The organism is Bradyrhizobium quebecense (assembly GCF_013373795.3).
Taxonomy (GTDB): Bacteria; Pseudomonadota; Alphaproteobacteria; order Rhizobiales; family Xanthobacteraceae; genus Bradyrhizobium; species Bradyrhizobium quebecense.
Genome location: NZ_CP088022.1, coordinates 1,126,365 through 1,152,665, shown reverse-complemented (window position 1 = coordinate 1,152,665; position 26,301 = coordinate 1,126,365). Strand labels below are relative to the sequence as shown.

Here is a 26,301-nt window from a genome sequence, read left to right as displayed (position 1 = left end):
GTTTTGACCCCCGCTCGGATCGTCTAGTTAAGCACAGGTTTGGACCATGTTGCACTGCCCAAGAACTTTCGCGCGTACAATAGCCTTTTCAGGTTTATTTTTGGCCACCGTATTATCGCCGGCGCTTGCAGCGGACCCGACCGGCGACTGGAAGGTCGCAGACGGTGTCGCCACCATCCGCGTCGCCCAATGTAATGGCAGCATGTGGGGTGCGGTGTCCTGGGAAAAAACCCCCGGCGGCAAGGATAAGAACAATCCTGATCCCGCGAAGCAAAGCAGGCCGACGCTCGGCATGCCGATCCTGATCGACATGAAGAAGAAGGCCGGAACCGATGCGTGGGAAGGCCAAGTCTACAATGCGAAGGACGGCCAGCTCTACAGCTCGACCATCAAGCCCGTCGGCACCGATCAGCTCGAGATCCAGGGCTGCGTGCTCGGCTTCCTGTGTGGCGGCGAGACCTGGACTCGCGTTGGTCCGCCGATCCCGGTCAGCGTCGCCGGCAACCCGCCTGCCGCGGGCAGCCCTGCAGCGAAGGGAGCCCTGCCCAAATCGGCAGCGCCGCAGAAGACCACCGGCGCCGTGGCGCCTGCCACCAAGCCGGGTCAAAAGCAGGCAGCCACTGCCCCAGGCAGCGCCAATGCGTCTGCTGACGTCGTGGGCGATATCTGCCTGCTCCCCGACATCGCGCGACCGACGCATTGAGGGAAGCGAGCGGGCAACATCGCCCGCTGACATCGCGGCTTGGCGGCGGCTGCCGCCAAATCGGATCGAAAGCGGACCACGAACGCGTCAGGTGACGTCGTTGGCGATATCCTCCTCCTTGAGGGCCTCGCGCGGCTTGCCCATCAGCGCCGGCTGGAACAACAACACTGCCGCGAGCGTGGTGACGAGCGAGAGCGCGAGCAGCTTGCCCATGCTCGCGGTGCCGGGATGGCTGGACAGCCACAGGCTGCCGAACGCGGTCGCCGTGGTCAGCGCGCTGAAAAAGATCGCACGCGTCAGGCTCGACTGCAGCAGGTTTGTCCTGCCCTGCCGCCATGCCGTGACATAGTAGATCTTGAACGCGACGCCGACGCCGAGCAGCAGCGGCAGCGCGACGATGTTGGCGAAGTTGAGCGGCAGTCCGATCAGCACGCAGATCTCCAGCGTGACGATGCCGGCGACCAGGAGCGGCACCAGCGTCATCAGCACGTCGACGACGCGGCGCAGCGTCAGCCACAGCAGCAGGCCGATCGTGACCAGCGCCAGGATGCCGGCGTGGATGAACGCATTCACGATGACATCGCCCGACTTCAGGATCGAGACCGGCCCGCCGATCGCGGTCGGCTCGGCGGCGAGCACGGCGTCGGCAAAACGGCGCAGATTGTCGTTGTCGTTCGGATCGCCCTTCGGCTCGACCTCGACACGCATCAGGCCGTCCTTGGTCCTCCAGCTCTCGACCAGTTCCGGCGGCAGGTTCTGCAGCGTGACGGTCTGGGCCTGCAGCGTGTTGCGGAGCTGATCGAACACGATCTTCAACGGCGCAACGAATACGTCCTGGGCCTTGTCACGGATGGACTGGTTCGAATCGGCCAGCTTCTGCAGGGCGTCGGCGAGCCGGCGCGCGGCAACCGCGCCCGCCCCCTTGCCGTCGCCCGCGGTCCTGCGCAGGCTGTCGACCGAGCTCTTCAGCGACTCGACATTCTCCTGATCCGACGGCGCCGGATCGACCGAGTCGGGGTTGAGCGCGGGGCCGAGCGTCTTGGCAGCCTGCGCGATCAGCTTCAGCTTGGCCGGCTGATCATCAGGCACGAAGCTGTCGAGCGACATCACGCGCGACACTTCCGGCAGCTTCTCGAGCTTGGCCTCGATCTTCTTGGCGTCGGCCTCCGAGCGCGTCATCACGTTGATGGCGTTGGCGCCGGTGTTCGGATCGTTTCTCAGGTCGAGGAAGGTCGCGATCGATTCCGCGTGCTTGTTGCGCAGATTGATCGGGTTGAAGTCGAACTTCATGTAGTGCAGCAGCGGCAGGCCCGCGACCGTGACCAGGATCGTGCCGACGATGATCGGGACGCGATGCTTTTCGAGGAAGTGATCGAGCGGCGCCAGGAAGGCGTAGCCGACCGGCTCCTTCTCTCCAGGCGGATTGAGCAGGTCGAGCAGCGCCGGCAACACCGTGATGCTGGTGATGAAGGCCACCAGCATTCCGGCGCCGGCGATCTTGCCGAGTTCGGAGATGCCCTTGTAGTCGGTCGGCAGGAAGCACAGGAAGCCGGCCGCGGTCGCCATCGCCGCAAGCGACAGCGGCACCGCCGAGCGGCGCGCGGCGTTTTCCAGCGCCAGCGTCAGGTTGTCGTTCTTGTAGCGCTCGGAGCGGTAGCGGACGCTGAACTGGATGCCGAAGTCGACACCGAGGCCAACGAACAGCACCGCGAAGGCGATCGAGAGCAGGTTCAGCGACCCGACCATCATCAGGCCGACCGCCGTGGTGATGGCAAGGCCGATGAACAGGTTCACGAACACCGCGAAGATGATCTTGCCGGAATGCAGTGCCAGCCAGAGGATGATCAGCACGATCACCACGGTGCCGATGCCGTTGCGGATCGCGCCGTCCTGCACGGTGGCGTATTCTTCGTTGGCGATCGGCACGGGTCCGGTCAGGCGGACGCGCGCGTGATACTCGGTCGGGAATTTCAGGTCGGCCGCCGCCTGGCGGATCGCGTCGGTTGCGTCCTTGCCCGGCTCCAGCGCCGAATAGTCGATGATCGGCTTGATCTCGATGAAGGCGCGCTTGTCCGAATCGGTCAGCGGCTTGTCGCTGGTGAGCTCGCGCCAGGAGAAGGTCGCGTTGCCCTTGGCGAGGACAGTCTCGACGGTCTCGGAGATCAGGTTGAAGGGCGGAGCCGCATTGTCGAGCTTGACCTGTCCGCGCTTGACGCCGGCAAGCCCGGTCTCGAGCGCACCGGTCAGCCCGCGGATTGAAGGGTCGCCGGCCATGATCTCGATCAGCGGCGCGGCCGATTCGAGCTGGCCCGTGACCTTGCCGACCTCTTCGGTCGGCAGGAACAGCAAGCCGTTCTTCTCGAAGAATTCGCCGGAGCCAAGCGCGGTGATCGCCTCGAAGTTCTTCTTGTCGGCTTGCAGCTTCGCGGTGAGCGCCTTCGCGGCCGAGCTGGTCAGCTCGGGCGTCGCCGCCTCGACGACAGCCAGGATCAGCCGCTCGCGATCAAAGGCTTCCTCGAACTGGTTGTCGCGCTTGCGCCAATCCAGATCCGGCGAGATCAGCTTGTTGATGTCGGTGTTGATCGAGAAGTTGCGAGCCGTATAGAAGCCGGCGCCGATCGACAGCAGCACCGAGAGAATGACAACCGGAAGGGCAAAACGCGTACAGGTTCTAACAACGGAGACGACAATATTTGTCAGCACTTCGTTTCTTTCTAATCTCGGGGAAGCATGGCCGAAAACGCCCGCTCTGTAGCGGAGTTCCCGGGACCGATCTAATGTTGTTTTGGTTATCTTCCTCGACGAGATGGTGAGGAGGTTCCAAAGCACAGGAACGGCCACGAGTGGCCGGTATAGACCGCAGGAGTGGGCGATAAAGTGACGAACAAGTGAGGGAGACGGAGGGTCACAGGGCCCAAAATCCATACCATATTACCTCAACCGCCTCACTTGACTGGCTACTCATCCGCTCGAAGCGCTACCTTTTTGCCACAAATCCCTGTATTTCCATGCCCTTGAGGGCGCGGATCACGTGCAGGACCTGAGATGGTGCGGACATTGCAATGGAAGTTGCGGCGTCCGACCGCGTGGAGTGCGTCGCCGAACTGGCCGCAGGGCATGGAATGAGATTGGTGCAATTTGCGTAACGGACGACCTATGGAAGTGTTTCTTGCCCAGCCGCGCGGCTTTTGCGCGGGCGTTGTGCGCGCGATCGAAATCGTCGAACGCGCGCTGCAGAAGTATGGCCCGCCGGTCTATGTCCGCCACGAGATCGTTCACAACAAATACGTCGTCGAAAGCCTGAAGAAGAAGGGTGCGATCTTCGTCGAGGACCTGTCGGAAGTGCCGGCCAAGGCGGTGACCGTCTTCAGTGCCCATGGCGTCGCCAAGAGCGTCGAGGAGGAGGCGGAGGCCCGCGACCTGCCCGTGCTCAATGCCACCTGCCCGCTCGTCACCAAGGTCCACAACCAGGGCAAGCGCTACATCTCGAGGGGCCGCGCCCTGATCCTGATCGGGCATGCCGGCCATCCCGAGGTCGAGGGAACCATGGGGCAGGTTCCAGGGCCGGTCCTGCTGGTCCAGAGCGTTCAGGATGTGGCGGAATTGCGGCTGCCGACCGACGCCCCGGTCGCCTATATCACCCAGACCACCCTGTCGGTGGACGACACCAGGGACATCATCGCGGCCCTTCAGGCAAAATTTACAGATATTCAAGGCCCGGACATCAGGGATATCTGCTATGCGACACAGAACCGCCAATCTGCGGTAAGGGACCTAAGTAAGCTGGTGGACGTCATTTTGGTGGTGGGGGCCGCCAATAGTTCCAACTCGAACAGGCTTCGTGAGATCGGCACCGAGGTTGGTGTCGCGAGTTATCTCGTTGCCGATGGGAGCGAGCTCAACTCGGATTGGCTGAAGGATGCGAAGGCCGTCGGCATTACGGCGGGTGCATCGGCACCTGAAGTTTTGGTCGACGATGTCATCGAGGCCCTGCGGCGCATCGGACCGGTGTCGGTCTCGGTCGTTCCGGGCCGAGAAGAAAATATCGAATTCCGGCTGCCGGCCGAACTGACCGCGGGCTGATCTGAACCCACTTCCCTTTGATAAGTGCAGAAAGAAAATCGTCTAATGGCTATACCGTTCTTCAAGGAAATGCGTATCGGCGGTTATCTGATCAAGCAGAAGCTGCTTGGCCGCAAACGCTATCCGCTCGTGCTGATGCTGGAACCGCTGTTCCGTTGCAACCTCGCCTGCGTTGGCTGCGGCAAGATCGATTATCCCGATGCGATCCTCAATCGCCGCATGACCGCGCAGGAATGCTGGGACGCGGCCGATGAATGCGGCGCACCGATGGTGGCGATCCCGGGCGGCGAGCCGCTGATCCACAAGGAGATCGGCGAGATCGTGCGCGGCCTCGTGGCGCGCAAGAAGTTCGTCTCGCTGTGCACCAACGCGCTGCTGCTCGAGAAGAAGCTCGATCTGTTCGAGCCGTCGCCCTATTTGTTCTTCTCGGTGCATCTCGACGGCCTGAAGGACCATCACGACAAGGCGGTGTCGCAGAAGGGCGTGTTCGATCGCGCCGTTTCCGCGATCAAGGCAGCGAAGGCGCGCGGCTTCACGGTCAACGTCAACGCCACGATCTTCGACGGCCATCCGGCCGAGGAGATCGCCAAATTCCTCGACTTCACCACCGAGCTCGGCGTCGGCGTCTCGATGTCGCCGGGTTATGCCTATGAGCGTGCGCCCGACCAGGAGCACTTCCTCAACCGTACCAAGACCAAGAAGCTGTTCCGCGACGTCTTTGCGCTCGGCAAGGGCAAGAAGTGGAATTTCATGCATTCCGGTCTGTTCCTCGACTTCCTCGCCGGCAACCAGGAATACGAGTGCACGCCCTGGGGCATGCCGGCGCGCAACATCTTCGGCTGGCAGAAGCCCTGCTATCTGCTCGGTGAAGGCTACGCCAAGACCTTCAAGGAGCTGATGGACACCACGGATTGGGAGACCTACGGCACCGGCAAGTACGAGAAGTGCGCCGACTGTATGGCCCATTGCGGTTACGAGCCGACCGCGGCGACCGCTGCGATCAACAATCCGCTGAAGGCGATGTGGGTCGCGCTGCGCGGCATCAAGACCACTGGCCCGATGGCGCCGGAGATCGACATGTCGAAGCAGCGTCCGGCGCAGTACATCTTCGCCGAGCAGGTCCAGAAGAAGCTCTCGGATATCCGCCGCGACGAGGCTGAGGCCGCCGCTGCCAAGCAGCAACAGAAGGCTTCCACCGCCGCCTGATGCTCCATGTGAGCGGACAGCAGAAAGTTGAGGGGCCTCGGTTCAGCGAACCGGGGCCCTTTTTTCTTGGATCAGGATGCCGCCTGCTCTTGCCGGGTTCGCAACAGCAGCTGCTCGATCTCTGCGGCGCGCGAAGCGCTGAGTGTGCCACGCTCGATCCCGAGCGGGACGTTGCGCAGAGCCAGTTCGCGGTACAACGCGCCCGAGGCGGGAAAGCGCTCGTCCAGGGCCCGCAGGTGCTTGACGATCGTTCCAACGTCGCCGCGCGCCACGCAGCCACCCATGCCGTTGGCGAGGCCACCGTCGAGAACGGCCGCGACGGTGCCCCGCAGCAGCGGCATCATGGCGCGCAGCGCGTCGGCCTCGCTGGCGCCAAAGCTCTTCCAGAGCTCGACGCCTTCCTTGAGCAGCGAGATCAGGAACGGACCGACATAGTAGGCCGAGGCATGATAGAGCGCCCGCACGCCGGCCGGCAGCGCCAGCGGCTCGCAGCCGATGCTGGTGGCGAGCCGCTCGAGGTCGTGCCGGAAGTCGCCTTCCGCCTCGATGCCGACGGTGCATCCGCGCAGCCCTTCAAGCGCGACGTCGGGATTTGCAAACATCTGCATTGGATGAAATCCGCCGGTTGCGGCTCCCGCGGACCGCGCATGATCGAGCGCCGCCAGTTCGGTCGCGCCGCTGCAATGGACCACGCGGTGACGCGGCTCCCAGCGCAGACCGCGGCAGACCGGCAGGATCGCGTCGTCGCTCACCGTGAGGAAAACCATGTCGCAGCTGTCCACGACCTGTTGCGCGTCGGTCATCGGCCGTGCCGACGGGACGCGGGATCCGAGACGCTGCGCGGCATCGAGACCGCGGTTGTGAAAGGCCGCGACGTTCAGATCCGCGCGGGCGAATGCCGGTGCGAGCGTCTGCGCCACGCGGCCGGCGCCGATGAAGCCGATCCGCGACGCCGCCGGCGACGTGCTCATTGCGCGTAGCTCCCGTCGATGCGGTCGAGCCTGCGCCGCAGCGCCGGCCATTCCAGCAGCCCGTAACCGGCCTGCAGGTTTTGCGCCGCCTCATTCAGCACCGGATTGGTGTCGCGCTCATTGTCCAGCGTGATCTCGGTACCGGCAAAGCAGGTCACCGTGTTGCCGATCGCCAGCTCGCTCGGCGCGTGCAGCGGCCGGCCGCAGCCGAGCGCATCGACCTGGATCCGGCAGGCCTGCTCCAGCCAGTAGATCGCATTGAACGCCTGCGGAATCGTGTTGCCGCAGACCAGGAGGCCATGATTGCGCAACACCAGCGCGTTGTTGCGGCCGAGATCGGTGACGACGCGGTCGCATTCGTCGCGATCGATCGCCGGCCCCTCGAAGTCGTGATAGCCGATCCGCCCGTGAAACCGCATCGCCGTCTGCGACAGCGGAAGCAGCCCTTCGGCAAGCGTGCTGACCGCGGTCCCTGCCCGGGTGTGGGTATGCAGAACGCATTTCACGTCGGGCCGTGCGCGATGGATCGGGGCATGCAAATAGAACCCGGCCACGTTGACGTTGTAGCCGTGGTCGGGCTGCAGCAAGGTCCGCCCCTCGATGTCGATCTTGACGAGGCTCGACGCCGTGATCTCCTCGTAGAGCATGCCGTACGGATTAATCAGATACCGATCGTCATGTCCCGGGACCTGCGCGCTGATGTGGTTGTAGATCAGGTCGGTCATTCCATAGAGCGCGACCAAGCGGTAGCACGCCGCGAGATCGACCCGGGTTGCCCACTCCTCGTCTCCGACGATGGCCCTGACATCGTTGACGGCACAAGCTTCGGTCTGACGCATATGACAGGAACCCTTAATGACGGATGACGGAGGCGCGTTCGACGAACTTGCCAAGGCCTTCCGACGAAGGAAGCGCACCGAACACATGCATCCCATCCGCGCCAAGCCTGGATTGCACGAAGAGATCGGCCGCAGTGGCATCGCCGTGCCTTAACATCTCGGCCGCCTGCAACGCATGCGCCATGCGGGTGACGAGCGCCCGCGCATGCCCATCGTCCGGATATCGTGCCAGCAAGCGATCCGCGAGGTCGTCCGTGCAACGGTCATAGACCGCATTGAGGCCCCTGCTCGCGCGCAGTTCGTCGGCGAACGCGTCCCGGCAATTTGCATCCCGTTGCATGGCCCGCAGCACGTCCATGCACATCATGTTGGAGGTGCCTTCCCAGATCGAGTTCAACGGCGCCTCGCGATAGAGCCGCGCCATCGCATTCTCCATGATGAAGCCGTTGCCGCCATGCACCTGCAGGCACTCGTAGGTGAAAGCCGGCGCGCGCTGGCAATTCCAGAACTTCACCACGGGAGTCGCGACCCGCGCCAGCAGCCGTTCGTGGTCGCTCGTCTCCAGGCCATCGGTCGCACGCGCGACGCGAAATGCGCCAAGCATCGCCGCCTCGGTCTCGAGTGCGAGGTCGGCGAGCACATTGCGCTGCATCGGGAGCTCGGCCATCGGCTTGCCGAACGCGGTTCGCGTTTGCGCGTGGTTCAGTGCCAGGCTCAACGCCTGCCGCATCAGCCCGGCGGAGCCGACCGCGAAATCCAGCCGCGTCAAATGAGCATGCGAAAGGATCTCCGCGATGCCGCGGCCTTCTTCACCGACCAGGATCGACCACGTATCGTGATACTCGATCTCGCTCGACGCGTTCGAGCGGTTGCCGCACTTGTCCTTCAGGCGCTGAATGTGGATGCGGTTGGCGCTGCCGTCCGGCAAGAGGCGCGGCACGAACAGGCAACTGACGCCGGATTGGGTGCGGGCCAGCGTGTAGAATCCATCGGCGACCGGCACCGAGAAGAACCATTTGTGGCCGGTGATCGCATAGATCTCGCCATGCGCGCCGCGCTCGACGAAGCGCGCGGTGGTCTGGGTCTCACGCAGATCGGAGCCGCCCTGCTTCTCGGTCATCGCATAACCGATCACCGCCGCACGCTTGGCCTCGATTGGAAGCCGGCGTGGATCGTAATCCGCTGCCAGCGTTCGCTCCCGCCACAGACTGAATTGCGGCTTGCCGGAAAACCCGGCGATCGCGGCGTACGCCATCCCGGTCGGACACCCGACGCCGTTCTCGATCTGATTCCAGAGATAGCTCAGCGCCGCGCGCGCCAAATGGCCATGTGGCTCGGACGTCGACCAGGCCAGGCTATGGACCTCGCTCTGGAACGCCAGCGCCATCAATTGATGCCATGCCGGATGAAACTCGACCCAATCATTGCGGTTGCCGTACCGGTCATGGGTCAAGAGCTTCGGCTCGTACTCATTGGCAAGCCGCGCGGCCTCCTGCACAGCTTCGCTGCCGGCATGGGCTCCGAGCGCGGAAAGCCTGTCCTTCGCCCATGGCACCATCCTTGCGATCAGATCGCTCAACGCGCGGTCGTCATCGAACGCGTTGAAGCCTGTGGCTGGCCGCGCCTGATTGCGGACTTCATGGGTCGCGAACGCACTGGGTTTTGCTTCCGCGACGGCAACCGGCTGGACACGCGCATTCATGCGGAAACTCTCGATACAGGGGTCAATTCAGGCGCGGGATGGCGAAACAGCATGCGCGCGGAAAGCCCCGCGATCATCTGAGCGATCGCCTTTGCCGCGTCGGAGTCCGGGGCTGCTTCGGGCGCCAGCGGACCGACCAGCGCCTCCATGAAGGCGCCAGCCACGCAGGATGCCGCGACATTCGCATCGATATCGACGAACTCGCCGTTGGCGATGCCGCGCCGGACCAGCCTTGCGATCTGGTCGGCCAGGGCCGCCCGGTATTTCAGGCGCGCCGCATCGATCTCGGGCTCGCAGGGTTCGGCGATCAACGCATAGGCCAGACGGCGGCCGCGCATCGCCCGGACCGAGAAGGTGTAGATCGCGTCCACCAGACACTGGGACGCAGATCCCTCCGCCTCGACGACCGCGGCGACAACGGCCACCTCGCGCTCGGAAACCAGGGCGAGCACCTGCGCGTACAGGTCCGCCTTCGAGTCGAAGTAGCGATACACGCTGCCCGTGGCCACGCCGGCCCGTGAGGCGATCAGGGCGATCTGGGCGTCCTTCCACCCACTCAGCGCCACGGCGTCCCTGGCGGCATCCAGAATGCGGGCCTTGGTCTCGACGAGTTGGTTGAGGCGAACCGCCGCTATTGCCATAGTGAACCTTAATTCATGAATACAGGATCGTAATTCATACTCGGTCGAATAGCGGTATCTGTCAAGCATCCACGGGGCCGGTGCGAGGTCGCAGGACGGCGCGCGCCGCCTGCGTACGCTGCACCTGCAGGACCAATGATCGTCGGAAACTTGCCGTGCCACCCGCAGGCAGGGACAGGCCTCGAGGGGTCATCCGCCCGCAAGCCGGCAAATGCACGCCCGGCAGATCGCCCGCTGAACGCCCGGAACCGGACCGGCGTGGCATCAAGCCAAACCATCAGGCACCAAAGCAAAAGGGCCCGATCGCGATGCGATCGGGCCTCTACTTTTGAGCTTGGTTGTTTTGAGCTTGGTGCAGCGAGCCACGCCGTCCCGGCCCGGGACAGTTGGATCAGGCCGCCTTCGCCACCAGTACGTCGTCCACCGGCATCAGCACGTCGCTGCCGAGCAGGAAGCCGCGGCAGCTGCGCAGCGAGCGCAGCGCGCGATTGAAATCGATTCCGGTCGACACCAGCGCCCGCACCGTCCGCGGATTGCGCACGATGCCGCGCAGCACCTTGCGCAGGTCGATGTCGCCGTTCGGCTTCACCGCGGATTTCGCCAGCTCGGGCAGCGCCCGGTGCGCCGGATCGCTGATCACGCGCAGCGCGGCGAACGGAACGCCCGCCTTGGCCGCATACGCTGCCGCGATATGGCTTTCCATGTCGACTGCGGCTGCGCCCGTCATCGAGCGCAGGGCGGCCTTGCAGGCCTTCGCCGCGATCACCTGTTCGACGCCGGCAAGCCCGCCGCGGACGATCCTGCGGCGCTTCAGCGCGGCGCTGGCGATCATCTCTTCGTTCAGGGCGGATGCGGCCAGGAAACGGGTATCGCCGGACATCACTTCGGTCGCCACCACGACGTCGCCCGACTTCAGCGACGGATCGAGCCCGCCGGCCACGCCGAACGAAATCACGCCACGGAAGCTCGTCGGATCCAGCGTCGCCAGCAATTCACGCAGCTGCTGCGGATCGCTCGAGCTGCAGATCACGATCATGCCGGGACCGGCTGCGATGCGGGCCTCCTGCACCAATCCAGTCACAATCAATACCGGCCGAGGATCAATTCTACTGCCCACGGTCTCGGCGGCCCCCGCCTCAACAATCACATCCCGACCCCTACCACCCTGCTATTGGTGCTTCTCAAATTTCGATACCGCGCCAGCGCCCAGAGCGGAAAGAACTTCGAGTAGCCATGATATCGCAAGTAAAATACCCGCGGAAACCCCGTAGCTGTGTATCGCTGCTCGTCCCACAGCCCTTTTTCCGTCTGTGTTGCCTTTAGGTACTCCACCCCCCGCGCAACGGCGGGATTTTCGACCTCTCCGGCCGCCATCAATCCAAGCAAGGCCCATGCCGTTTGCGAGGAGGTCGACGGCGCAACTTCATAACCCTTGTAATCCAGCCGGTAACTGACGGCGTCCTCGCCCCAGCCGCCGTCCTGATTCTGGACTGACGCCAGCCAATCGACCGCTTTCCGAATCATCGGGTCGTTGCGATCGATCCCTGCGACATTTAGCGCGGAGAGCACCGACCACGTGCCGTAGACGTAATTCAGGCCCCAGCGGCCGTACCAGGAGCCCTCGGCGAGCTGGGTGCGGCGCAGATAGGCGATACCGTCGGCCATCGCCTTGTTGCTCTCGGCGGTCTCGCCGAGCTGGCCCAGCATCGAGATGCAGCGCGCGGTGACATCCTCGGTCGGCGGATCGAGCAAGGCTCCGTGATCGGAGAACGGGATGTTGTTGAGGTAATATTCGAGGTTGTTGACGTCGAACGCCGCCCAGCCGCCGTCGCGGCTCTGCAGCCCCTCGATCCACTCGCGGCCGCGCGCGATCGCCTCGTCATATTCCCTGGTTCCGCTATGGCGCCGCACGCGGTCCATCGCCATCACGACCACGGCAGTGTCGTCGAGATCAGGATAGTGATCGTTGTTGTACTGGAACGCCCAGCCACCGGGACGGACGTCCGGCGCCTTGACCGCCCAGTCGCCCTTCAGCTCCAGCACCTGGCGTGGCTTCAGCCAGTCGAGCCCCTGCTTGGCCTTGGCGAGCGTGTCGTCGCCGCCCGCTTCCTGCAACGCATGACAGGTCAGCGCGGTGTCCCACACCGGCGAGACGCAGGGTTGGCAATAGGCCTCGTGCTCGCCGACCACCAGCAGCTTGTCGATGCCGCGGCGGGTGACGGCGCGCGGCGGGAAACTCTCGTCCTTGCCGAGCGCCTCATACATCATGACGATGTTGGCCATCGGCGGATAGATCGCGCCCATGCCGTCTTCGCCGTTCAACCGCTCTTCGGTGAAGGCGAGCGCGGCGTCGATCGCGCGCTGGCGCAGGCGCTTCGGAAACATCGGCTCGATCACGCGCAGCACGGCGTCGAGCGAGCGGAACAGATAGAACCAGCTCGCGCTCTGATGCGGCGCCTTCGGCGCCATGCGGACCGACTTCGGATCTTCCAGGAACAGTTCGTCGATGCCGACGCCCTTCGGATTCTTGGCGCGCGGCTTCAGCGCAGCGAGCACCATCAGCGGCACCATGGTGGTGCGCGCCCAGTAGGAGATCTTGTTGATGTGGAACGGCGACCACATCGGCAGCAGCATGATCTCGATCGGCAGTACCGGCGTCGCGCGCCAGGTCACGACGCCATAAAGCGCAAGCAGGAAGCGCGTGAACACGTTGCTGCCCGAAGCCCCGCCGCGCGAACGGATCGCCTCGCGCGCCCGCACCATGTGCGGCGCGTCGACGGAATCGCCGATCATCTTCAGCGCGAAGTACGACTTCACGCTGGCGCTCATGTCGAACGGGCCGTCATGCACCAGCGGCCAGCCGCCATGCGCGCCCTGGACGCGACGCAGATAGTTGCCGAGCTTGGCCTCGAGCGCGGCGTCGACGGGCTCGGCCAGGTAGTGACGCAGCAGGATGTACTCGGCCGGAATGGTGCTGTCGGCCTCGAGCTCGAATATCCAGTGCCCGTCGGACTGGCGATAGCCGAGCAGCGCTTCGGTTGCCTTGGAGATGCTCTTCTCCAGCGCGACCGGATCGACTGCGACGCCGTGATCTCTCGAAAGCATTTCGCTCGATATCCTCTTCATTGCGGACCGGCTGATCGAAAGCCGCGGCCGCTTAACAGGTCGAATTTAACGCCTGGCCAGAACCAGATCTGCGGCGCGATCACCCGACCGCACCGACCCCTCGATGGTTGCCGGCAACCCGGTAGCAGTCCAGTCGCCGGCAAGGAACAGGTTTTTTTGCGCCGTCGTGGGCCCCGGACGCAGGGCGTTCTGCTCCGGCGTCGCCTCAAATGTGGCGCGGCGCTCGCGCACGATCTGCCACGGCGGCAAGTCGCCGGAAACGCCGGATGCCTTGCAGATGTCCCGCCAGATCGCCTGCGCGAGCTCCTCGCGCGGCATGTCGACCAGGCGGTCGCCGTTGCTGATCGTCACCGACAGCCGCTGCGGGAATGCGAACAGCCATTCCACGAGGCCGCCGACCACGCCGAGAATGGGCGCGGCGTCGCGCGGCGGATCGACGCGGAAATGCGCATTCACAATGGCGCGGAATTTGGTCGGGGTTTTCAGGCCGGGCAGCAGCGTTGCCGCGGCGCGCGGCGGCACCGCGAGCACGACGGCATCGTCGGCGGCCAGCGTGATCTTGTCGCCACCGCCGAAGTCGAGCTCGCTGATGCGATCACCCGACATGCCAAGCGTACGCAATTCGTGACTGAACTGGACGCTATGGCCCCGCTCCTGCAGCAGCTTCACGGCCGGCTCGATCAGTACCGAGCTCAGGCCGTCGCGCGCGATCAGCGGACGGCAGGCCTGCCCGCCGGCGAGCAGCGTCTCGCGCACGATGGCGCCGGCAAGCCCGGCCGAGCCCTCCGGCGGATCGACGTTCAGTGCGGCGAGCAGCAGCGGCTGCACCAGGCGGTCATACAGCGTGCCCTTGCAGGGAATCGTGTTGCCGACCAGCGCCTCGGTGCCGGCCCAGGCCAGCGGCGCCAATGCGAGATAATCGCGCAGGCTGGTGTCCGGGACGCGGCGCGCCTCGTCGAACACCCACAGCGGCAGGCGGGAATCGCCGAGGTCGAGCTGCCAGCGCTGGCCGGAGGCCAGGTCGACGAACGGAAACTGCGCGCGCGCAGGTCCCACGAGACCCGCCTCGGTGCCGATCGAACGCGCGTAGCTCAGCGCATGGCGGTTGCCCGACAGCAGCAGATGGTTGCCGTTGTCGATGGTGAGATTGGTGGCGGCGTCGAAATAAGAGCGGCAGCGGCCACCGGCCTGCTGCGTCGCCTCGTGGACGGCAACCTTGTAGCCGCCATTGGCGAGCCGCACGGCCGCGGAGAGGCCGGAAATACCGGCACCGATGATATGAACGGTCTTTTGCATCAGATGATCGCGTAACGAAGAAGAATGCCGATCTTGGCGGCCTTGGACACACGCACCGGCTCACGCGGAGCGGCGAAGCCGCGCGCGATTAAAAGATCGAGGATCGCGCGGTAGTATTTCGACATGATCCGCGGCGCGCGCACGGCGCGGCGCGAATTGCGCTTCATGATCTCGTCGGACTTCTGGAAGTGCATCTTGGCGCGCTCGGCAAGCGGCGCGCAGACTTTCGGTAGCGCGCGGTCGGCAGTGACGCGGGCCGGGTCGTTGTTGGTGATGCCGGCATGCCAGAGCCATTCGCGCGGCAGATAGAGCCGGCCGAGACCGGCATCCTCGTCGATGTCGCGCAGGATGTTGGTGAGCTGCAGCGCGCGGCCGAGATGGTAGGCGAGTTGGATGCCGTCTTCCTCGGGCAGCCCGAACACGCGCACCGACAGCCGGCCGACCGCGCTCGCGACGCGATCGCAATACAGGTCGAGCGTCGCAAGATCCGGCGCGCGGATGTCCTGCGGCACGTCCATCTCCATGCCGTCGACGATCGCGACGAAATCCTCGCGCTTCAGGCCGAAGGCCTTCACCGACCCGACATAGTCTTTCAGCCGCTCCGGCGGGTGCCCCGCATACAGCGCGTCGATATCGTCGCGCCACTGCTGCAAGGCCGCCAGGCGCTCCGGCCGCGGACCATCGGAATCGGCGATGTCGTCGACCTGCCGGCAGAAGCTGTAGATCTGGAACATCGCCTCGCGCTGCGCGTGCGGCAGGATGCGCATCGCGGCATAGAACGAGCTGCCCGACGCGGTGCTTCCGTAATTTGCGTTGGCCGCCGCCTCAGCACTCATGCCCCTGCCGCCGTCTTGGAGACCGCACGCCGTCCGATCGCCCGCCGCGCGGTCTCGCCGGCGACGCCGCCAAGGCTCTGCAACAGCAATTCGACCGGGCTCAGATGCACGCGCTCGCTGAGCGGGTCGCGCACCTTCAGCAGGTTGACGATCTTGTCGGCGAACGCCTGGATCACCGAGATCTCGAGCCCGAGCCGGAAATCCTTCACTTCGGCGGCGAGCGACTTGCTCTGGTCGAGCAGCGCCGCGGTGCGCAGCGCGAGCGCCTGCAGGCATTTGAGCAGGGCCGGCTGCGATTTCGCCTCGCCGAGCATCTCGACGGTCGCACCCGTAGCGGCCAGCGCATCGCGCGGCAGATAGACGCGGTTCAGATTCCGGTAGTCCTTGCCGCAGTCCTGCAGATGGTTGTTGATCTGCAATGCGGCGCAGAGCGCATCCGACGCCGCCCAGGTCGAAATATCCTCGCCATGCACGTCGAGCATGAAGCGCCCGACCGGCATTGCCGAGTAACGGCAATAATCGATCACGTCGTCCCAGTTTTCGTAGCGCAGCTTGGTGACGTCGAGGCGGAACGCCACCAGCACGTCGAGCGCATGCCGCGGCGGCATGCCGCGCTCGGCGAAGGCGCGGCGCAGGCTGACCGCTTCCTTCTGGCTATCGCCATTGCCGAGCAGCTCGGCCTCCATGAGGTCGAGATAGCGCAGCTTCTCCTCGGCCGGCAGCGTGCCGTGATCGGCGATATCGTCGGCGGTGCGGACGAAATTATAGAAGGCCAGGATCAGGGCACGATGCCGCGGATGAATGATCCACGACGCGACCGGAAAATTCTCGTCGCGGTGGGTCTTTCCGGATCGCAGGTCGCTCGCGGTGGTCATGGGAAATTTGGGCTACACTGGTCATGGCACGACGCAGGCGCGGACGGTCAGGCGCATGCGGGGGATTTGCGAGCCCCATATAGGGGAATACGCCACCAAAACCAATGCTATCTGTGACCGCCAGCATACGTAGCCGCGGCCGGCATGGCTGCCAGCCGCGGTGTCGATAGCGGTCCCTTGAGACCTGAATTCGGTCTTATTGGCCGTGGGTCTTCAGCACCTGGTCGCAGGCGGCGCTGATCTTGCTGCGGTTCTGCTGCAGGCAGGCGAGAATGGTGAAATCGCCCTGATCGATGACGGAGCGGCAGTGACGCTGCACGTCGCGCGTGCAGGCCTTCTGCTCATCGGGCGTACCGCCGCGCCCTTGCTGCTGGGCGAAGGCGCTGGACGAGAGCGGGATCGACAACAGGGCAACAGCCAGGAGAAATTTACGCATCGTATTCCTTCATTTCCGACAGCAGAAAATCTGTTCCCGAAACGCGTTTCGGCATGGCCGGGACGGATTTTGGGGATTGCAGACGCCACGTAACGCGGCAACGGATTGACGACAAGCACTGCTAAATGCGGCTAAATTTGCGGCGCTGTAAACCCCCGCCTAAGCTATTGATTCACAACAACGATTCATGCCATCACTTTGTCGCGTTTGGGTATTGCGGATCGCACTCGCGCAAAGCTAGATGCCATCAAGAGGGCAACGGTTTCTGATTCTGTTCGTTGACAACAGGGCTCGCGCGCGCAGCTTCTGTCGTTTGAACCTAACATTCTTGGGTGACACTAAACCTTCGACGCGGCGAGACGCTTTCTTGCGAAAGAGGCGTTGATTTTGATGGGAAAATTCACAATGAAACTGTTTGGTTCCAGCCCTTATGGTCAGGCCCTCAGAGCTGTGGGCGTCGGCGCCGCACTGATGCTGTCCGCCTCCGCAGTCCATGCCCAGGCCAATGGTCCATTTGCCGGTTTTGCCGGCTCGTGGACCGGAACGGGCACGGTGGCGTTGTCCAACGGCACGACCGAACGCATTCGTTGCAAGGCGGATTACAAGGTCGCGCCATCGGGCATGAACCTGAAGCAATCGCTGCATTGCGCGAGCGACAGCTACAAGTTCGACCTTTCCAGCGACGTCACCAGCCAGGGCGACCGGATCTCCGGCAACTGGAGCGAGGCAAGCCGCAACATCTTCGGCAATTTGCAGGGCACCGCGGGCGGCGGCCGGATCGACGTGTTTGTCGAGGCGTCCGGCTTTGCGGCAAACCTGAACCTGCAGACCAACGGCTCCAAGCAGGTGGTGCAGATCGACTCCAAGGGCGAGATCCGCGGCGTCACGATCACGATGACGAAGACCTGACATTCCCGACCGATTTCGCCGGCCAATAAAAAGGCCCGGTTCCGAACGCTTCGGAACCGGGCCTTTTGTTTTCGATCAATCAAGCCTTCTCGATCGGCGCCGGTTGCCCGCCCTTGCCGCGGAGCCTTTGCGACAGGTTGATCAGGAACATCGAGGTCGGCCGCAGGATGAAGAGGTCCGCGACCAAGGCCGCGACCATCGAGAACGCGCTGAGCCAGCCGAACAGCCGCAGCGACGGCAGGTCGGAGAACACGGTGACGACGAGGCCGCAGGCCAGCACCACCGTAGTCAGGATCAGCGCCGGGCCGACCAGCACCGTGGCGCGCTCCACCGCAAGCTCCGGCGTGACACCGGGCTTGGTCTCCAGCCGCAGGCGATTGAGGAAGTGGATGGTGGCGCTGAGGCCGAGGCCGAACGACACGGTCAACGCCACGACGCTGGCGAATTGCAGCCCCTCCCCGAGCAGCCACAGCACCGTGCCTGACAGCACCACCGGGAAGATACCGGGCAGGATGCAGGAGAACATCACCACGACCGAGCGGAACGCGAGCCCGATGAAGATCGCGACCAGCGCGAACTCCACGGTGAGGCCGCGGTTGAGCTTCTCGATCATGTTGGCGCTGTTGCGCGCGGCAATCACCGACAGGCCGGTCACCGCGATCTCGTAGCCGGGATGCTCCGCGCGGACCTTGTCCAGCGAATGATCGAGCTTGTTCACCACCGGAAGCAACTGGCTCGAATCGAGATCCGGGACGCGGCCCGACACCACGACGGCATCCTGATCCTTCGAGATGAAGCGGCGCACGAGATGCTCGGGAATCACGCTGACATATTCCTTCAGCGTCGCGACATCGTTGCTGCCGGCCTTCTCGGCGAGCCAGCGCCGCAGGGTTTCCAGCGACCAGACGTTGCCGACGCCGGCGCTGTCCTCGACCATCGCGTGAACGTCGGCGATCGTCTTCAGCGTCTCCGGCGAGTAGAGCGATTGGCCCTTGGGGAATTCGATCAGCACATCGACTGGATTGGCGCCGGTCAGCTTGGCGTCGAGCCGGCTCGACGCCTCCACCGCCTGCCGCTTGTCCGGCACCTGGTCGGCGAGCCGGTAGCGCGGCTCGAGATTGGCGTAGATGATGCCGAGGCCGCCGACGACGATCAGCGCGAGCAGGCTGAACAGCCCGGGACGGCCGACCATCCGCACCGCGATCCAGTAGCAGAAATTGCGCAGCGCCTGCACCCCGGCGTCCGCGCTCTGGAACTTGACCGCAAAGACCTTCTCGTTGCGCACCAGCAGGATGCCGAACACCGGCACCAGCGACAGCACCGCGACCAGCGCGATGATGGTCGCCGCAAGCCCGGCCTCGCCGAATTTGCGGATCAGATCGGAATCCGAGAACTGTAGCGCGATGAACGAAATGCCCGCCGTGCCGTGCGTCAGCACGCAGGCCGGGCCGACCACCAGCACCGCGTTCTTGAATGCGGTGAACTTGTCCTGGCCCGCGATCAGCCGGTCGCGCGCCGCGAATGTCAGCTGCATCGAGTCGGAGAAGCTGATCACCATGATGAGCGGCGTCATCACGTTGAGGAACATGTTGAGATTGAAATTGGCCCAGCCGAGGCCGCCGAGCGCGAGCAGGATCGCGATCATCGGCGGGAACGCCGCCGCCACCATGAAGGATATCTTGCGGAAGAAGATGATGGCGATGACGCAGCCGGCGAGGATGCCGAGAATGTTGTAGGTCAGGCCGTCGCGCTCGACCGCATTGCGGATCTCGAGCTGCATGACCGGCACGCCGGACAGCTGGGCGTTGAGCCCGCTGCCGCTGAGATCGTCGGCCATGATCTTCCTGATGTCGCCGACCACCTTGCTGAGCTTGTTGCTGCCAACCACCTCCGGCTCGAGCGACAGCACGACCAGCGCTAGCGTGCCGTCCTCCGACAGCAGCTTGCCGCGGATGATTTCGTTGCTTTTGACGGTCTCGACGAACTTGTCGTAGGCCGCGCCCTCGGGGAGTTCATTGGGGAACAGCGCCGCCGGCAGCTTGCCGGGCTCCGGCGCCTGGCGCGCGGAGAACAGCGACACCAGACCGCGCACACCCTCGACGAGCTGCAGGTCTGTGACCATGTCACGGAGCTTGCCGAGATTGTCGCGCTCGAGCAGCGTCTTGCCTTCGACCACGACGAGGACGTCGAACTCGGTCGCCGGGAAGCGCTTGGTCACCGCCTCATATTGCTTGTAGTCCTTGGATTCGGAACGGAACAGCTGCGACAGCGAGTCGTCGATCTTGATCCGATGCACGCCGAACACCGCGCCGATCAACAACAGGACGAGCACGATGCAGGACAGGATCGGCGCCCGCATCGGGATCAGGCCGAGACGCTCGATCCCGAACGCGATGCTGGGGCCCGACCGCGGCTCTTCGACCTTCTCGACGTGGACCTGACTTTCGGAGTTCTTTTCGAGCATGCCCTGTCCAGTTCTGAAAACGGCTCAATCTGTCTAGCTTGGGTCTAGGGGCGCGAATGAGGCGGGTGAGCGCGGCTTATCGGCGCTAGTCCTTGAAAACACGCGAATATTGACCGGCGCGTGTTTTACCTGTCCGTCCCTTTGCTCGCAAGCGCGAGGGTAGAATCAAATGCGCGGGGAACCGTTGATCCCCACCATTAAGTATCTGATTTGTCACACCCCGGTAGCGCATTCTGTGACGATCCACCGCCGCTTTCATCTTTCAACGCGACCCCCGTCACCCGGCGTGCCAGTCCCTCGCGCACAAGCCACGAGATCCTGAATGCGGCTTCCGGATAACTCAGCCCGGCGCGCTGGATGTTGGAGATGCAGTTGCGGTCGGCATCGGTGAGGCCGATCCGCGGCGCGAAGGTGAGATAGGCGCCAAGGCTGTCGGGCGCGGACAGGCCGGGCCGTTCGCCGATCAACATCACCAGCATGCGCGCGCCGATGATGGCGCCGATCTCGTCACCGAGCGCGACGCGCGCGCCTGACGCGACGATCACCGCACCAGTGTCGACTCCGTCGGCCGCAAGCCGCGGCACGAGGTGCCGGATCAATTCGACGGCGTGCACATTGACCGCGGTCGGCGACAGGCCGTCCCCGATCACGAGGGCGCAGGAGCATGCGGTGATGCCGCACCCCTCCAGCGACCGTCGCGATGCGGAGTCCAGCATGCGTCCGAGATCGGGCCGGCGCAGATAGTCGCGCCGGCCGGGCGCCTGGCTCGACACCTCGTGCGGCGTGATGCCAAGGCCGGCAAGACCGGCCGTAATGCCGCTGACATCGAAGGCCGCGTGAACGGCGTCGCGGGCCCGAGCGTGGTCGAGCGTGAACGAGAGCAGCGCATCAGTCGGCAGGCTGGCTCCGGACCGGCCGAGACCGACACGCGCCGGCGTGAGGTCGCGAAAATCGGGAAGCGACGGGGGCGATGGCGCCGGCGGTGTGGTCATGGTGTCATTCGGCGGGTACGGAAGCCTCGCGCAGCCGGATCGAGTAGTTCGAGGCGTTCTGCCGGCCGCTGGAGGCTGCACGCGCAAACGTGATCAGATGATGCGCAACCAGCGTCGCCGAGATCAGCCCCTCGATGTCGCCACGCTTGAGCCGGCCGAGCGCAAACTTCCAGAACACGCGCTTGTAGTCGCCGAGCACGCCGACCTTCCAGAAGATGTTGCGAAGCATGATCAGGCCGCGCCGGATGTTGGCCCAGCTCTTCATCTCCGGGCTGACCGGCAGCTTGATGCGGTTGGCATAGGTGTAGTTGCATTGATGCAAGTAGCGCTCGAACAGCTTCTCGGGCTGGTAGGCGATCTCCATGCATTTGCGCCAGGAACTGACCACGTCCTCGTAGGGCAGCAGGAACTCGACATTGGAGTCGCGGCCGTCGTCATGGACCAGCCTTCCTGCCTTTTCGAGGCGATCCCACAGCGGCGTCTTCGGCAGCGCCTGCAGCAGGTTGATGGTGAGGAGCGGAATCCGTGACTCCTCGACGAACGAGAGCAGCGCGTCAGCGGTCTGGGGCTTGTCGGTATCGAGCCCCATGATGATGCCGGAGACGACCTCCATGCCGAACGAGTTGATGGTGCGCACGCCCTCCAGGATCGGAACCATCATGTTCTGATCCTTGTGCATCGCCTTCAGCGCGTCGGGATCGGGCGTCTCGATGCCGACGAAGATCGTCACGAAGAAGGCCTCGCGCATCTTCTCCAGGATCTCGGGCCGCTTGGCGATGTTGAGCGTCGCCTCGCACGCGAGGCGCGTGACATAGCCGGTCCGCTTCTGCCACTCGATCAGATGCGGCAGTAGCTCGCTCGCCGCCTTGCGGTTGCCGATGAAGTTGTCGTCGACGAAATAGACGGTGTCGGTCGCGCCGCAGGCGCGCAGCTTGTCGAGCTCGGCGATGATCTGCTGCGGCGACTTCAGGCGCGGATTGCGGCCATAGAGCCCGGGGATGTCGCAGAACTCGCACTGATAGGGGCAGCCCGAGGAAAACTGGATGCTCCCGAGGAAGTACTTCTTGGTTTCGGCGAGCTCATAGGCCGGCAGCGGAAAATCCGTCATCGGCAGGCGGTCGATGGTCTTGAGCACCACCTGCTCGTCCGGACGCCTGGTGTCCTGCTCCAGACGCTTGATCAGCTCATTCGTCGCATCGCCGAGCTCGCCGACATGAAGGTAGTCGAATGAGGGGTAGTAGTCCGGACAGGCACTGACCGACGGGCCGCCGATCGCGACCACCAGATCATGGTCATGCGCGCGGCGGCAGATATCGTTCATCTGCTGGCGCTGGATGTGCATACCGCTGACGAACACCGCGTCCGCCCACTCGAAATCCTCCGTCGTGGCCGGACGCAGATTCTCGTCGACGAAACGGACCGGCCAGTTCTCGGGGAGGTATGCGGCGATCAGCAGCAAGCCCTGCGGCGGCATGAACGCCTTGACGCCGTCGGTCAGGGGGTAGGCGTGCTCGAAGGTCCCAAAGGACGACGTATAGCGCGGAAAGACGCAGAGGATACGCCGTGCTGTCTTTATGCCCTCAGCTCTCATCAATCGACCCCGAAGCACCCGCAAATCTAACCACGGCGCGGAACGCTGGGCCAGAAATTCTTCAACATTGTGGCGCTTACCAACGTCACAACGGTGAGATAGTTGCTCTGCAGAATTTAGCTATCCCGTCAGGTCAAGAGCCTGGCGGCGAGGTCGGGCAGCTGCCCCGCATCGGCAACGAGGCGGAAGTCCTGCCCGGCAAGGCCCACGCTCGCCAGCCAGTCGTCGAATTCGGGCGCCCGCTTCAGGCCGAACAGGTCGCGGACGTAGAGCGCATCGTGAAACGATGTCGACTGATAGTTCAGCATCACGTCATCGGCGCCCGGCACGCCCATGATGAAGTTCACGCCGGCGGCCGCAAGCAGCGTCAGGAGATTGTCCATGTCGTCCTGATCGGCCTCGGCGTGGTTGGTGTAGCAGACGTCGATCCCGAGCGGCAGGCCGAGCAGCTTGCCGCAGAAATGATCCTCGAGCCCGGCGCGGATGATTTCCTTGCCGTCATAGAGGTATTCGGGACCGATGAAGCCGACCACGCTGTTGACGAGCAGCGGATCGAACGCCCGCGCCACCGCGTAGGCCCGCGCCTCGCAGGTCTGCTGGTCGACCTGGTGATGGGCGTTGGCCGACAGGGCCGAGCCCTGCCCGGTCTCGAAATACATGACATTGTCGCCGACCGTGCTGCGGCGGAGCGACAGCCCGGCTTCCCGTGCCTCCCGGAGGAGCGAGAGGTCGACGCCGAAACTGCGGTTGGCCGCCTCGGTGCCAGCGATCGACTGGAACACGAGATCGACCGGCAGCCCCTGTCCGATCAGGCCGAGCGTGGTCGTGACATGGGTCAGCACGCAGCCTTGCGTCGGAATCCCGAGCCGGGTGATGACGTCGTCCAGCAGCCGCAGCAGGGTGCCGATGACGTTCGGATCGTCGCTCGCCGGATTGATGCCGATGCAGGCGTCGCCGGATCCGAGCAGCAGCCCGTCGAGGATCGATGCGGTGATGCCCTTGGCATCGTCGAACGGATGGTTCGGCTGCAGCCGCGTGCTCATTCGCCCGCGCAAGCCGATGGTGTTGCGGAAGCGGGTCGTCACCTCGCATTTCTTCGCGACCAGGATCAGATCCTGGTTGCGCATCAGCTTCGACACTGCCGCCACCATCTCCGGCGTGATGCCGCGCGAGATCCTGTTGATCGCGTCTCCAGTGGCGGCATCCGACAGCAGCCAGTCGCGGAAGCCGCCGACGGTGAGCGACGACACCGGCAGGAAGCCGGCAACGTCGTGGCTGTCGAGGATCAGGCGGGTGACTTCGTCGTCCTCATAGGGGATGACCGGCTCATCGAGGAATTGCTTCAGCGGAACGTTGGCAAGCGCCAGCCGCGCGGCGATCATCTCCGCGGCGCTGTCGGCCGCGATGCCGGCCAAACGGTCGCCGGACCGCGGCGGGGAGGCCTTGGCAAGCAGGATGCGCAGATCGTCGAATGCATAATTGGTGGCGTCGATGGTGTGACGATAGAGCATGGGGATTCGCGTCGAGGCTGGGGACGGCGTAACCTAGCACCTCTTAGCGAAAGTCGTGCCATCAGCTTCTCCCGGTGCGCCGGGGGATGTTGATGAATGATGATGATGGCGGTCCGTCATTCAACACGGCGGCAGACTGAGGGAACCAGACCGCCTCGGCGTGTCTCATAAGACATTGGTATTATTTAGAGATTTTAACGGTTGCGACCGCTACGAAACGCACGCGTTAAGAAATTGTCCATGAAGATTTTGCATAAGCTTTGATTGGCCGAAGGTACTCCCCGGCCTCTTGGAGTGCCCGCAATGCCGTCCCCCGTCACATCCCCCATCTCCACATCCCGGCCTCCAATGGCATCCCGATTCTCGCTTGCTGCCAGGCTGTACTCGACGTTTGCGCTGATTGCGGCGCTGACCGCAGCCATCACCGTCCTGTCCGACTACAACGCGCGGCGCAATGCCGAGCTGACCGCGGCCGTCGACCTCGCAAGCCGCGCCGCGCTCAATGTCGAGCGGGTCAACTCGCTGGTTTACGCGGTGGTGATGGAATCCCGCGGCATCTACATGTCGACCGAACCTCCGGCGGTGAAGAAATACGGCGACGGGCTGCTGGCGTTCAACGACCGCATCCTAGGCGTGGTGAGGAACTGGGAGACCCTGGTGCAGGCCGACGACGCCGCGCAGTTCGCGGTGTTCAAGAAGCGCATCGAGCAATTCATCGAGTTCCGGAAAGAGCTGGTCCGCCGCGGCATCGAAATCGGCGCCGCTGCCGGGCGTGAGTGGGGCGACAACGACGCCAACCGCGACGTGCGCACCGCACTGAACAAGGACCTCGAGGCGCTGTCAAAGGTCTACGCGGAGCGCAGCAAGAAGCTGGCACAACAGACCGACACCAACCGCGAGCTGGCGCTGCTGCTGACCGGGCTCGGCGCGGCGGCCCTGATCGTGGTGGTGCTCGGCGTGCTGATCATCGCCCGCTCGGTGGCGCGGCCACTGTCGCAGATCACCACGACCATCAAGCACGTCGCCGAGGGCGCCGACCATGTCGACGTGCCGCATGTCGGGCGCAGCGACGAAATCGGCGCACTGGCCCGCGCCATCAAGGTCTTCCAGGAGGCGATGAACCGCAATCGCAGCCTGAACGCGCAAGTCGTGCAGGACTCCGAGGCTCGCGACGCCCGCGGCCGGCATATCGAAAGCTTCGTCGAGACATTCCGCGGCACCATCGGTGAGGTGCTCCGCGCGGTGCACGACAACGCTGCTACGATGCGTCAAACCGCGCAGACCATCGCAACCGTCGCGGCGGACGCCAGCGGCCGGACCGTTGCGGCGGCAGGTGCGACCGAACAGGCCTCGAGCAACGTGTCTGCGGTGGCAAGCGCAGCCGAAGAGCTCTCCGCCTCGGTCGAGGAGATCGGCCGCCAGGTCAAGCAGTCGTCGGGGGCGGTCGATCAGGCAGGTGCGCGCACCGACCGGTCGATCACCGAGATCGAGAGCCTTGCCGCCACCACGCAGCGCATCGACGGTGTGCTGAACCTGATCCAGGCGATCGCCGAGCAGACCAACCTGCTCGCGCTCAACGCTACCATCGAAGCCGCCCGCGCCGGCGACGCCGGCCGCGGCTTCGCGGTCGTTGCGCACGAAGTGAAGGCGCTGGCCGGGCAGACCGCCAAGGCAACCGCCGAGATCAGCGAGAATGTCGGCCTGATCCAGGCCTCGACCCGCAACTCGGTGGCCGCCGTGCGCGAGATCGGCCAGGCGGTGCGCGAGATCAGCAACGTCACCGCCAGCATCGCCAGCGCGATCGGCCAGCAGGACGCAGCCACGCGCGAAATCTCCGCCAACGCACAGATGGCCGCTCAGGGCAACGAAACCCTGGTGACGAATGTCGGCTCGCTTCGCGACGACATGGACCAGACCAGCAAGGCTGCGGAATCGGTGCTCGCGGCATCGAACGATCTGACCGCAACCGCCGAGACGCTGTCGCGCGAGGTCGAGCAGTTCTTCCGCAACTTGCGCAGCGATGCCGCCGAGGACCTGCGACGGACCGGAACCTGAACGGATCAGGCGATCCGTCCGGGCCCGGCGTCAGGTTCCGACCAACCTGGAATGGTTAAGACTAT

The 26,301-nt window shown here is 64.3% G+C and carries 20 protein-coding genes; 5 read left to right on the top strand and 15 right to left on the bottom strand.

Going from position 1 to position 26,301, the window contains the following annotated elements; all coding sequences use genetic code 11:
• Positions 1 to 46: 46 nt before the first annotated feature.
• Positions 47 to 703 (top strand): DUF2147 domain-containing protein, encoded by a 657-nt coding sequence (locus tag HU230_RS05400; protein WP_176532578.1) that lies wholly within the window; start codon positions 47 to 49, stop codon positions 701 to 703.
• A gap of 87 nt (positions 704 to 790) precedes the next feature.
• On the opposite strand, the gene hpnN is transcribed toward HU230_RS05400, so the two are convergent.
• Positions 791 to 3,406 carry a hopanoid transporter HpnN gene (gene hpnN / locus HU230_RS05395; protein ID WP_176532579.1) on the bottom strand — a complete coding sequence of 872 codons (2,616 nt, stop codon included), beginning with the start codon at positions 3,404 to 3,406 and terminating at the stop codon, positions 791 to 793.
• Between the two features lie 453 nt (positions 3,407 to 3,859).
• On the opposite strand from hpnN, the gene ispH reads away from it, so the two are divergent.
• Together ispH and hpnH are read left to right on the top strand one after the other, a co-directional pair.
• Positions 3,860 to 4,786 (top strand): 4-hydroxy-3-methylbut-2-enyl diphosphate reductase, encoded by a 927-nt coding sequence (gene ispH / locus HU230_RS05390; protein WP_176532580.1) that lies wholly within the window; start codon positions 3,860 to 3,862, stop codon positions 4,784 to 4,786.
• Between the two features lie 45 nt (positions 4,787 to 4,831).
• A complete protein-coding gene (gene hpnH, locus HU230_RS05385; RefSeq protein ID WP_176532581.1) occupies positions 4,832 to 5,992 on the top strand; it encodes an adenosyl-hopene transferase HpnH in 1,161 nt (386 codons plus the stop codon).
• Positions 5,993 to 6,063: 71 nt separating this feature from the next.
• On the opposite strand, the gene HU230_RS05380 is transcribed toward hpnH, so the two are convergent.
• The 10 genes from HU230_RS05380 to HU230_RS05335 form a co-directional block, all read right to left on the bottom strand.
• Positions 6,064 to 6,963: a Rossmann-like and DUF2520 domain-containing protein gene (locus HU230_RS05380; protein WP_176532582.1), complete on the bottom strand. Its 900-nt coding sequence runs from the start codon at positions 6,961 to 6,963 to the stop codon at positions 6,064 to 6,066.
• Positions 6,960 to 7,802, bottom strand: coding sequence for a class II aldolase/adducin family protein (locus HU230_RS05375; RefSeq protein ID WP_176532583.1), 843 nt, complete (start codon positions 7,800 to 7,802; stop codon positions 6,960 to 6,962). Before HU230_RS05375 ends, HU230_RS05380 begins: the two co-directional genes overlap by 4 nt.
• 13 nt (positions 7,803 to 7,815) lie before the next feature.
• Positions 7,816 to 9,504, bottom strand: a complete 1,689-nt coding sequence (locus HU230_RS05370; RefSeq protein WP_176532584.1) for an acyl-CoA dehydrogenase family protein — start codon at positions 9,502 to 9,504, stop codon at positions 7,816 to 7,818.
• On the bottom strand, positions 9,501 to 10,145 hold the full coding sequence (locus tag HU230_RS05365; RefSeq protein ID WP_176532585.1) for a TetR/AcrR family transcriptional regulator: 645 nt from the start codon (positions 10,143 to 10,145) through the stop codon (positions 9,501 to 9,503). The genes HU230_RS05370 and HU230_RS05365 overlap by 4 nt, the downstream gene beginning before the upstream one ends.
• Before the next feature lie 391 nt (positions 10,146 to 10,536).
• Positions 10,537 to 11,292 (bottom strand): phosphorylase, encoded by a 756-nt coding sequence (locus HU230_RS05360; protein ID WP_420840841.1) that lies wholly within the window; start codon positions 11,290 to 11,292, stop codon positions 10,537 to 10,539.
• A complete protein-coding gene (gene shc, locus HU230_RS05355) occupies positions 11,289 to 13,250 on the bottom strand; it encodes a squalene--hopene cyclase (protein ID WP_176532587.1) in 1,962 nt (653 codons plus the stop codon). Before shc ends, HU230_RS05360 begins: the two co-directional genes overlap by 4 nt.
• A gap of 66 nt (positions 13,251 to 13,316) precedes the next feature.
• Positions 13,317 to 14,567, bottom strand: a complete 1,251-nt coding sequence (gene hpnE, locus HU230_RS05350) for a hydroxysqualene dehydroxylase HpnE (protein ID WP_176532588.1) — start codon at positions 14,565 to 14,567, stop codon at positions 13,317 to 13,319.
• Entirely contained in the window at positions 14,567 to 15,403 is an 837-nt protein-coding gene (gene hpnD / locus HU230_RS05345; RefSeq protein ID WP_176532589.1) for a presqualene diphosphate synthase HpnD, read from the bottom strand. Before hpnD ends, hpnE begins: the two co-directional genes overlap by 1 nt.
• Positions 15,400 to 16,278 carry a squalene synthase HpnC gene (gene hpnC, locus HU230_RS05340; RefSeq protein ID WP_176532590.1) on the bottom strand — a complete coding sequence of 293 codons (879 nt, stop codon included), beginning with the start codon at positions 16,276 to 16,278 and terminating at the stop codon, positions 15,400 to 15,402. The genes hpnD and hpnC overlap by 4 nt, the downstream gene beginning before the upstream one ends.
• A 196-nt stretch (positions 16,279 to 16,474) precedes the next feature.
• Positions 16,475 to 16,714: a hypothetical protein gene (locus HU230_RS05335; RefSeq protein ID WP_173641725.1), complete on the bottom strand. Its 240-nt coding sequence runs from the start codon at positions 16,712 to 16,714 to the stop codon at positions 16,475 to 16,477.
• 405 nt (positions 16,715 to 17,119) lie between these two features.
• Here HU230_RS05335 and HU230_RS05330 point away from each other — a divergent pair, with 405 nt between their 5' ends.
• Complete coding sequence (locus tag HU230_RS05330) at positions 17,120 to 17,623, top strand: hypothetical protein (protein WP_176532591.1); 504 nt, start codon at positions 17,120 to 17,122, stop codon at positions 17,621 to 17,623.
• A 79-nt stretch (positions 17,624 to 17,702) separates the two neighbouring features.
• Here the strand turns inward: HU230_RS05330 and HU230_RS05325 are convergent, their stop codons facing one another.
• From HU230_RS05325 to HU230_RS05310, 4 genes are all read right to left on the bottom strand, one after another.
• Positions 17,703 to 20,087 carry an efflux RND transporter permease subunit gene (locus HU230_RS05325; protein ID WP_176532592.1) on the bottom strand — a complete coding sequence of 795 codons (2,385 nt, stop codon included), beginning with the start codon at positions 20,085 to 20,087 and terminating at the stop codon, positions 17,703 to 17,705.
• 197 nt (positions 20,088 to 20,284) lie between these two features.
• Complete coding sequence (gene eutC, locus HU230_RS05320) at positions 20,285 to 21,079, bottom strand: ethanolamine ammonia-lyase subunit EutC (RefSeq protein WP_176532593.1); 795 nt, start codon at positions 21,077 to 21,079, stop codon at positions 20,285 to 20,287.
• A gap of 4 nt (positions 21,080 to 21,083) precedes the next feature.
• Positions 21,084 to 22,670, bottom strand: a complete 1,587-nt coding sequence (locus tag HU230_RS05315; protein WP_176532594.1) for a B12-binding domain-containing radical SAM protein — start codon at positions 22,668 to 22,670, stop codon at positions 21,084 to 21,086.
• A 128-nt stretch (positions 22,671 to 22,798) separates the two neighbouring features.
• Positions 22,799 to 24,181, bottom strand: a complete 1,383-nt coding sequence (locus HU230_RS05310) for an ethanolamine ammonia-lyase subunit EutB (RefSeq protein ID WP_176532595.1) — start codon at positions 24,179 to 24,181, stop codon at positions 22,799 to 22,801.
• Positions 24,182 to 24,529: 348 nt separating this feature from the next.
• Here HU230_RS05310 and HU230_RS05305 point away from each other — a divergent pair, with 348 nt between their 5' ends.
• The gene (locus HU230_RS05305) at positions 24,530 to 26,236 is read left to right on the top strand and encodes a methyl-accepting chemotaxis protein (RefSeq protein ID WP_176532596.1); all 1,707 of its coding nucleotides are present in this window, start codon (positions 24,530 to 24,532) and stop codon (positions 26,234 to 26,236) included.
• Positions 26,237 to 26,301: the final 65 nt, after the last annotated feature.

What these genes read in the sequence shown, in the direction of transcription:
- HU230_RS05335 (WP_173641725.1), bottom strand. Translation starts at nt 16,714, where the DNA reads ATGCGTAAATTTCTCCTGGCTGTTGCCCTGTTGTCGATCCCGCTCTCG.
- ispH (WP_176532580.1), top strand. Translation starts at nt 3,860, where the DNA reads ATGGAAGTGTTTCTTGCCCAGCCGCGCGGCTTTTGCGCGGGCGTTGTG.
- shc (WP_176532587.1), bottom strand. Translation starts at nt 13,250, where the DNA reads ATGCTTTCGAGAGATCACGGCGTCGCAGTCGATCCGGTCGCGCTGGAG.
- HU230_RS05310 (WP_176532595.1), bottom strand. Translation starts at nt 24,181, where the DNA reads ATGCTCTATCGTCACACCATCGACGCCACCAATTATGCATTCGACGAT.
- HU230_RS05305 (WP_176532596.1), top strand. Translation starts at nt 24,530, where the DNA reads ATGGCATCCCGATTCTCGCTTGCTGCCAGGCTGTACTCGACGTTTGCG.
- HU230_RS05325 (WP_176532592.1), bottom strand. Translation starts at nt 20,087, where the DNA reads ATGCTCGAAAAGAACTCCGAAAGTCAGGTCCACGTCGAGAAGGTCGAA.
- HU230_RS05315 (WP_176532594.1), bottom strand. Translation starts at nt 22,670, where the DNA reads ATGAGAGCTGAGGGCATAAAGACAGCACGGCGTATCCTCTGCGTCTTT.
- hpnC (WP_176532590.1), bottom strand. Translation starts at nt 16,278, where the DNA reads ATGACCACCGCGAGCGACCTGCGATCCGGAAAGACCCACCGCGACGAG.
- HU230_RS05375 (WP_176532583.1), bottom strand. Translation starts at nt 7,802, where the DNA reads ATGCGTCAGACCGAAGCTTGTGCCGTCAACGATGTCAGGGCCATCGTC.
- HU230_RS05330 (WP_176532591.1), top strand. Translation starts at nt 17,120, where the DNA reads ATGAAACTGTTTGGTTCCAGCCCTTATGGTCAGGCCCTCAGAGCTGTG.
- hpnD (WP_176532589.1), bottom strand. Translation starts at nt 15,403, where the DNA reads ATGAGTGCTGAGGCGGCGGCCAACGCAAATTACGGAAGCACCGCGTCG.
- eutC (WP_176532593.1), bottom strand. Translation starts at nt 21,079, where the DNA reads ATGACCACACCGCCGGCGCCATCGCCCCCGTCGCTTCCCGATTTTCGC.
- HU230_RS05370 (WP_176532584.1), bottom strand. Translation starts at nt 9,504, where the DNA reads ATGAATGCGCGTGTCCAGCCGGTTGCCGTCGCGGAAGCAAAACCCAGT.
- hpnH (WP_176532581.1), top strand. Translation starts at nt 4,832, where the DNA reads ATGGCTATACCGTTCTTCAAGGAAATGCGTATCGGCGGTTATCTGATC.
- HU230_RS05380 (WP_176532582.1), bottom strand. Translation starts at nt 6,963, where the DNA reads ATGAGCACGTCGCCGGCGGCGTCGCGGATCGGCTTCATCGGCGCCGGC.
- HU230_RS05365 (WP_176532585.1), bottom strand. Translation starts at nt 10,145, where the DNA reads ATGGCAATAGCGGCGGTTCGCCTCAACCAACTCGTCGAGACCAAGGCC.
- hpnE (WP_176532588.1), bottom strand. Translation starts at nt 14,567, where the DNA reads ATGCAAAAGACCGTTCATATCATCGGTGCCGGTATTTCCGGCCTCTCC.
- HU230_RS05400 (WP_176532578.1), top strand. Translation starts at nt 47, where the DNA reads ATGTTGCACTGCCCAAGAACTTTCGCGCGTACAATAGCCTTTTCAGGT.